The following is a 6,354-nucleotide window of genomic DNA, read 5'->3' on the forward strand; positions in this document are numbered from 1 at the left end:
CCCCCGCGCCGAGTGGGCAGTAGACGTCCCGTCCCGTGTCGGGGAGGCGACATCTGCTGCCCACTCGGCGACGCGGGGACGCGTCAGAGCTCGATGCCCTCCAGCATCTCCGTCACCAGGGCCGCGACCGGGGAGCGCTCGGACCGGGTGAGGGTCACGTGCGCGAACAGCGGGTGCCCCTTGAGCGCCTCGATGACCGCCGCGACGCCGTCGTGCCGGCCGACGCGCAGGTTGTCCCGCTGGGCGACGTCGTGCGTGAGCACCACCCGGGAGCTCTGCCCGATCCGGGACAGCACGGTGAGCAGCACGTTCCGCTCCAGGGACTGCGCCTCGTCGACGATCACGAACGCGTCGTGCAGCGACCGCCCGCGGATGTGCGTGAGCGGCAGCACCTCCAGCAGCTCGCGGTCGATGATCTCCTCGACCACCTCGCGGCTGACCACCGCGCTCAGGGTGTCGAACACCGCCTGCGCCCAGGGGTTCATCTTCTCGGCCTCGCTGCCCGGCAGGTAGCCGAGCTCCTGGCCGCCGACCGCGTACAGCGGGCGGAACACCATGACCTTGCGGTGCTGCCGGCGCTCGAGCACGGCCTCCAGCCCCGCGCACAGCGCGAGCGCCGACTTGCCGGTGCCGGCCCGGCCGCCGAGCGACACGATGCCGACCTGCTCGTCGAGCAGCAGGTCGATCGCGATGCGCTGCTCCGCGCTGCGGCCGTGCAGGCCGAACACGTCCTGGTCGCCGCGCACCACCTGCACGTGCTTGTCGGCGGTCACCCGGCCGAGCGCCGAGCCGCGCGGGCTGTGCATCACCAGGCCGGTGTGCGTGAGCAGCGTCGGCGCGTCCGGCAGGTCGGCGAGCGGCAGCGACTCGTGCTCCCACAGGTCCGCCATCTGCCGCTCGGTGAGGTCGAGGGCGTCCATGCCGGTCCAGCCGGAGTCCACCGCGAGCTCGTGCCGGTACTCCTCGGCCCGCAGCCCGATCGCGGACGCCTTGATCCGCATCGGCAGGTCCTTCGACACCACCGTGACGTCGAGGCCCTCGGCCGCGAGGTTGGCGGCGCACGCGAGGATCCGGGTGTCGTTGTCCCCCAGCCGGAAGCCCGCCGGCAGCACCTCGGGGTTCGTGTGGTTGAGCTCCACCCGGAGCGTGCCGCCCTGCTCGCCGAGCGGGATCGGCGCGTCCAGGCCGCCGTGCGCGACCCGCAGGTCGTCGAGCAGCCGCAGGGCCGCGCGGGCGAAGTAGCCGAGCTCGGCGTGGTGCCGCTTGGCCTCGAGCTCGGTGATCACGACGACGGGGAGGACCACGTCGTGCTCGGCGAACCGCGTGATCGCGCGCGGGTCCGACAGGAGGACGGAGGTGTCGAGGACGTGCGTCCGGCGCCCCTCCGGCTGGTCGGTCGAGGCGGTGGCGGTTCCCAGCTTGCTGACCACGGCAGGCTCCCTCCGGCGCTGCTCAGCGCCGAGTCGGACCCCTCGCGCCGGACCGTCGGGTCCTGCGGCGCTCGGTGACGGGACGAGGGCGGCCGGCCACGGAGGGCCAGGACCGGCCCTCCCCCCGGAGCAGGTGCTCCATAGGGCTGGCCTCCCGGGGGCGGCGGGTGCCGCCCGTTGCTCCGGACGCTACGCCGCGCCTCCGACACGGCGCCGCGCACGACACGCCGCGGGTGTGATCCGCAACACGATGTTCACCCAGGGGCCGTCCCGGCGTCGCCCGGGGCCGGCGTCACTGGCCGTGCCGGCGCTCCCGGGCCGCGTAGTCGCGCACCGCGCGCAGGAAGTCGACGCGCCGGAAGTCCGGCCAGTAGACCTCGCAGAAGTAGTACTCCGAGTGCACCGACTGCCAGAGCATGAAGCCGCCGAGCCGCTGCTCCCCCGACGTGCGGATCACCAGGTCCGGGTCGGGCTGGCCCTTCGTGTAGAGGTGGTCCGCGATGTGCTCGACGTCGAAGGTCGCGGCGATGTCGTCCAGGGTGGCGCCCTCGGCGGCGCGCTCCTTCAGGTACGACCGCACCGCGTCCGCGATCTCCTTGCGGCCGCCGTAGCCGATCGCGACGTTCACGTGCAGCCCGCGCACGTCGGCCGTCGCGGACTCGGCGTCCCGCAGCGTCGCCCGGGTGTGCTCCGGGAGCAGGTCCAGCGAACCGACCGCCTGCAGCCGCCACCGGCGGGTGGCCGCGAGCTCGCGCACGGCGTCCTCGATGATGCCGAGCAGCGCGTCCAGCTCCTCGGGGTCGCGGCTGAGGTTGTCGGTGGACAGCATCCACAGCGTGACGACCTCGACGCCGACCTCCTCGCCCCAGGCCAGCAGGTCCGCGATCCGGTCCGCGCCGCGCCGGTGGCCGGTCGCGGTCGACTCGCCGAGCTGCCGCGCCCAGCGCCGGTTGCCGTCGAGGATGACGCCGACGTGCCGCGGGACCCGGTCGCGGGGCAGCGAGGCGGCGAGGCGGCGCTCGTACAGCCCGTAGAGCGGGTGGGGCAGGCGCACGCGCGGGTCTCCTCGTCTGGGTGGTCGGCGTGCACACGCTACCGCTCGGCGGACGTGCGGGACCGCCGGTCGCGCGAGCGCCAGGGGGAGGATTGGTGCAGGCCGGCCGCCGGCTCCGCGACCAGAACCTACGCACCCGTAACCTACGCACTCGTAGGTTAGGCTCGTGCCCGCCGCGACCCGACCGCGGCGGCGCCCCCGTACGCCGCCCGCGCCGCCGACCGAGAGGGGAACCCGCCGTGAAGGCCGCCGAGACCGCCGAGCAGATCGTGGACGCCGTCAAGCCCCGGCTCCGGGGCTGGATCCACGCGGGGATGTTCCCGCTCGTCACCGTGGCCTCGGTCGTGCTGGTCGTGCTCGCCCCCACGCAGCCGCTCACGATCGCGTGCGCCGTGTTCGGGCTCGCCGCGATGCTGCTGTTCGGCACCAGCGCGGTCTACCACCGCGGCACCTGGTCCCCGCGCGTCGCCGGCATCCTGCGCCGGATGGACCACACCAACATCTTCCTGGTGATCGCCGGCACGTACACGCCGCTGGCCGTGGCCCTGCTCCCCGCCTCGACCGCCCGGACGCTGCTGATCATCGTGTGGTCCGGCGCGCTGGTCGGGCTGCTCGCGCGGGTGTTCTGGCTCGGCGCGCCGCGCTGGGTCTACGTCCCGGTGTACATCGCGCTCGGCTGGGTCGCGGTCTGGTTCCTGCCCGCCTTCTGGCGCGCGCCCACCGGCGGGCCCGAGGTCGTCTGGCTGGTCGCCGGCGGCGGGCTCGCCTACACCCTCGGCGCCGTGGTCTACGGCCTCAAGCGGCCCAACCCGAGCCCGCGGTGGTTCGGCTTCCACGAGATCTTCCACGTGCTGACCGTCGTCGGCTTCACCTGCCACTACGTCGCGGCCGCCCTGGCGGTCCTGCGCTGACCCCCGCTTGGGACAACTACGGTGGAGGCATGACCGGCACCGTGCAGCGTCCCGACCCGGCCGAGCTCCGCGCGCTCATGAGCGACATGCGCCGCCTCGCGCTGACGTACAAGTTCGGCATCGACGAGGTCATGACCAAGATCGCGATCCTGCGCGACGAGTTCCGGCACATTGCCGACGACAACCCGGTCGAGCACGTCGGCAGCCGGCTCAAGTCGTTCGAGTCGATCGTGCGCAAGTGCCGGCGCAAGGGCATCCCGCTGACGCCCGAGGCGGTCCGCGAGCAGATGTTCGACATCGCCGGCGTGCGGGTGACCTGCTCGTTCGTCTCCGACATCTACCGGGTGCGGGACATGCTCGTGGGGCAGGCCGACCTCACGCTGCTCGAGGAGCGCGACTACATCGCGCACCCCAAGGGCAACGGGTACCAGTCGCTGCACCTCATCGTGCAGGTGCCCGTGTACCTCTCGGACCGCGTCGAGCAGGTCGTCGTCGAGATCCAGCTGCGGACCATCGCCATGGACTTCTGGGCGAGCCTGGAGCACAAGATCTACTACAAGTACGCCCGCCAGGTGCCCCGGCACCTGACCGACTCCCTCAAGCTCGCCGCCGACGTCGCCGCGCAGCTCGACGCGTCGATGGAGCGGATCCACGACGAGGTGCGGGCCCTGGCGGGCGACGAGCCGGTCGAGCAGGCCGAGGCCGTGCTCACGCCCGAGGAGCTGCTGCGCACGTTCTGGCCGTCGCCGGACACCGACCTCGACGCGGAGGGCCGCCCGCGCGGCTGACCGCGGGCGGCGGTCAGACCGCCGGGACCACGCGGTAGCGGCGGTTCGCCAGCGACGGGTTCGACTCCCGCACGCCGCGCAGCGCCTCCGGGTCCAGGTCGACGGTGCGCAGCTCCGGCTCCTCGCCGAGCTCGAGCCCGACGACGCCGTCCGGGCCGACGACGAGCGAGCGCCCGGTGACGCCCCGGCCGGCCTGGCCCACGGCCACGACGACCGCGGTGTTCTCGATGGCCCGGGCCGTCGCCAGCGTGCGCCAGTGCTCGGCCTTGAGCGGACCGGCCGCCCACGCCGCCGGGACCACCAGCACCTCCGCGCCGGCGTCGACGAGGCGGCGCGCGGACTCGGGGAACCGCAGGTCGTAGCAGGTGAGCACGCCGAGCCGGACGCCGGCGACGTCCAGCGTCAGCGGCGGGGCGTCCGCCGGGCCCGGCTCCAGGCGCTCCGACTCCCGGTGCCCGAACGCGTCGTACAGGTGCACCTTCCGGTAGACGCCGGCCAGCGCGCCGTCCGCGTCCACCGCGACGACCGCGTTGACCGCCCGCTCGGGGTCGGCGCCGGGCAGCGTCGTGCCCGCGAGCACCGCCACGCCGTCGGCAGCGGCACGCTCGCGGAGCAGCGTCACGAACGGGCCGTCCAGCGGCTCCGCGTGCTCCGGGCCGGTCCCCCGCGGGTCGAAGCCCGAGGCGTACTCCGGGAGCACCAGCACGTCCGCCCGCGCACGGCCCGCGGTGTCGAACGCCCGGCGCACCACCTCGCGGTTGGCGTCGTGGTCGTCGCTCACCCGGAGCTGCCCGACCGTGACCCGCACCGCCGGGCGGACCGGCGGCGGGGTGCTCACGCGCGGCCCCGCGGCGGGGTCGACCCGGGGGTGCCGGGGCCGTCGGGCCCGTCGGGACGCGGGTCGTCGCCGGCCGGGGTCGTGCCGTCCGCGACGGCGGCGTCCGGCGCGGGCGTCGCGGTGCGCTCGTCGGCCTGCTGGCGCCGCGCGTTCCGGTCGACGACCCGCAGGTGCCGCACCATCGAGAACGCCAGGAGGATGACGGCCGCGGCGGCCGCGAACGTCACGAGGAACCCGAGCAGCCCGGGCGAGGTCTGGTCCTCCGGCGGGATCTCGATGCTCGACGGCGAGGGCGACGGGTCGACCGCCGCGGCGACCGCCGCCCAGCCCTGCAGCAGCGTCCCGTGCGCGACCGCCAGCGCCCCGGTCACGCGAGCACCTCGCGCACGCCGGCGAACAGGTCGTCCTCGGGGGTGGTCGTCGGCACCCGCGACTCGGCGAGCTCGAACTCCTCGGTGGGCCACACCTCGAGCTCCAGGTCCCGCGGCATCGCGAAGAAGAAGCCCTCGGGGTCGATCTGCGTCGCGTGCGCCCGCAGCGCCGCGTCCCGCGCGTCGAAGTGCTCGTGCACGTCCACCAGCGTCGTGACCTCCCGCTCCGGGATCTCCCGGGCCGCCCGGGACTCCACCCACTCGCCGAACGGCGACTCCAGGCCGCGCTCGACCATCGCCTCGTGCGCCGCGCGGATCCGGGCCATCGAGAACCCGTGGTTGTAGTAGAGCTTCAGCGGCTCCCACGGCTCGCCCGCGCCGCGGTACCGCTCCGGGTCGCCGGCGGCGTGGAAGGCCTCGAACGCCACCCGGTGGCACATGATGTGGTCCGGGTGCGGGTACCCGCCGGTGGGGTCGTACGTCGTGATGACGTGCGGCCGGAACTCGCGGACGAGCTCCACCAGCGGGCGGGCCGCCTCCTCCAGCGGCTGCAGCGCGAAGCAGCCCTCGGGCAGCGGCGGCAGCGGGTCGCCCTCCGGCAGCCCCGAGTCCACGAACCCCAGCCAGTGCTGCCGGACCCCGAGCGCGGCGGCCGCCGCGGCCATCTCGGTGCGGCGCACGGCGCGCATCCCCTCGATCCCGCCCTCCACGGGCGGGTGGTGCGGGTTGAGCACGTCGCCGCGCTCCCCGCCGGTGCAGGTGACGACGAGCACGTCCACGCCCTCCGCGGCGTACCGGGCGGTCGTCGCCGCCCCCTTGCTCGACTCGTCGTCCGGGTGGGCGTGCACCGCCATCAGGCGCAGCTGCTCGGTCACGGTGTGGTGTCGTCCTCTCCTCGTCGCCGGTGCGGCACCCGGCGCGAGACAATGGTCGCACCCCGACGACTCCGCGCAGCCCCCGCG

The 6,354-nt window shown here is 74.6% G+C and carries 7 protein-coding genes; 2 read left to right on the plus strand and 5 right to left on the minus strand.

Going from position 1 to position 6,354, the window contains the following annotated elements:
- Positions 1 to 83: 83 nt before the first annotated feature.
- Complete coding sequence (locus G6556_RS16330; protein WP_166943804.1) at positions 84 to 1,418, minus strand: PhoH family protein; 1,335 nt, start codon at positions 1,416 to 1,418, stop codon at positions 84 to 86.
- Positions 1,419 to 1,722: 304 nt separating this feature from the next.
- Complete coding sequence (locus tag G6556_RS16335) at positions 1,723 to 2,484, minus strand: isoprenyl transferase (RefSeq protein ID WP_166943795.1); 762 nt, start codon at positions 2,482 to 2,484, stop codon at positions 1,723 to 1,725.
- Between the two features lie 239 nt (positions 2,485 to 2,723).
- Here G6556_RS16335 and G6556_RS16340 point away from each other — a divergent pair, with 239 nt between their 5' ends.
- Both G6556_RS16340 and G6556_RS16345 read left to right on the plus strand, forming a co-directional pair.
- Positions 2,724 to 3,395: a hemolysin III family protein gene (locus G6556_RS16340; RefSeq protein ID WP_346774948.1), complete on the plus strand. Its 672-nt coding sequence runs from the start codon at positions 2,724 to 2,726 to the stop codon at positions 3,393 to 3,395.
- A 29-nt stretch (positions 3,396 to 3,424) separates the two neighbouring features.
- Positions 3,425 to 4,183 carry a GTP pyrophosphokinase family protein gene (locus tag G6556_RS16345; RefSeq protein ID WP_166943797.1) on the plus strand — a complete coding sequence of 253 codons (759 nt, stop codon included), beginning with the start codon at positions 3,425 to 3,427 and terminating at the stop codon, positions 4,181 to 4,183.
- Positions 4,184 to 4,196: 13 nt separating this feature from the next.
- Here the strand turns inward: G6556_RS16345 and G6556_RS16350 are convergent, their stop codons facing one another.
- The 3 genes from G6556_RS16350 to mca are packed head-to-tail and all read right to left on the minus strand — an operon-like array spanning position 4,197 to position 6,246.
- Positions 4,197 to 5,021: a carbon-nitrogen hydrolase family protein gene (locus G6556_RS16350; protein WP_166943799.1), complete on the minus strand. Its 825-nt coding sequence runs from the start codon at positions 5,019 to 5,021 to the stop codon at positions 4,197 to 4,199.
- Complete coding sequence (locus G6556_RS19735) at positions 5,018 to 5,392, minus strand: hypothetical protein (protein ID WP_166943801.1); 375 nt, start codon at positions 5,390 to 5,392, stop codon at positions 5,018 to 5,020. Before G6556_RS19735 ends, G6556_RS16350 begins: the two co-directional genes overlap by 4 nt.
- Positions 5,389 to 6,246, minus strand: a complete 858-nt coding sequence (mca, locus tag G6556_RS16360; RefSeq protein ID WP_166943807.1) for a mycothiol conjugate amidase Mca — start codon at positions 6,244 to 6,246, stop codon at positions 5,389 to 5,391. Before mca ends, G6556_RS19735 begins: the two co-directional genes overlap by 4 nt.
- Positions 6,247 to 6,354 lie beyond the last annotated feature (108 nt).

This window comes from Cellulomonas sp. IC4_254 (assembly GCF_011603975.1).
GTDB lineage: Bacteria > Actinomycetota > Actinomycetes > Actinomycetales > Cellulomonadaceae > Cellulomonas.